Annotated in this window: 1 protein-coding gene; it reads left to right on the top strand. The window is 52.5% G+C overall.

What is annotated here, in order from left to right; translation table 11 throughout:
* The coding region (locus AC0L27_RS41150) for an HdeA/HdeB family chaperone (protein ID WP_473323815.1) at positions 1-519 on the top strand (519 nt) is incomplete at its 5' end.
* Positions 520-612 lie beyond the last annotated feature (93 nt).

Below are 612 nucleotides of genomic sequence, written 5' to 3'. Positions count from 1 at the left end.
CTTCTGCTTGCGCTGGTCTTAGTCTCCTCAGCTTTGGCCAGTGAGGCGCGCGCCACGACGGCCGATATTCGCAGCATCACCTGTGGCGAGTATCTTGCCATGTCGGCTGCACCGTCGAGCAAGTTTTCGGCTTGGATGACCGGCTGGTTCAGTTATGAAAGTCGGAGGACGTTTGTAGATTTTGACCTGCATCGGGCAAATGTCACAAGCGTAAGAGGGTGGTGCCAATCCAACCCAACTGCCAGTGTGATGGTAGGGCTGGAAAAATCGATAGGCGTAAATGCGGTGCCTACTGCTACGCTGGATTTTAACAAGATCACTTGCGGAACCTGGTTGGCATACGGTTCAGCGGATCAAGATTTTGTAAGATACTTCATGAGCGGCTATTACAACGCAGCGGCAAGCAACAGTGTATTGGATTACGACCGCCTGCAGCGGAATTCCAGTGCGGTTGTCGCGTATTGTAAGAAAAACAAATCCCGCACTCTACCAACGGCCATTCAGAACAGAGCCACCTAGGTCGAACCAGTTTGCAACCGCTTGCAAGCAACGGATCGCGCCCTGCATTAGCGTAGCTCCTGCGTAACAGCGCAATTCATTTGAGTTTCGCTC

The organism is Bradyrhizobium sp. Ken51 (assembly GCF_055807435.1).
Note: the sequence above shows the minus strand (reverse complement) of the source record. Positions and strands in the feature narration are given on the sequence as shown.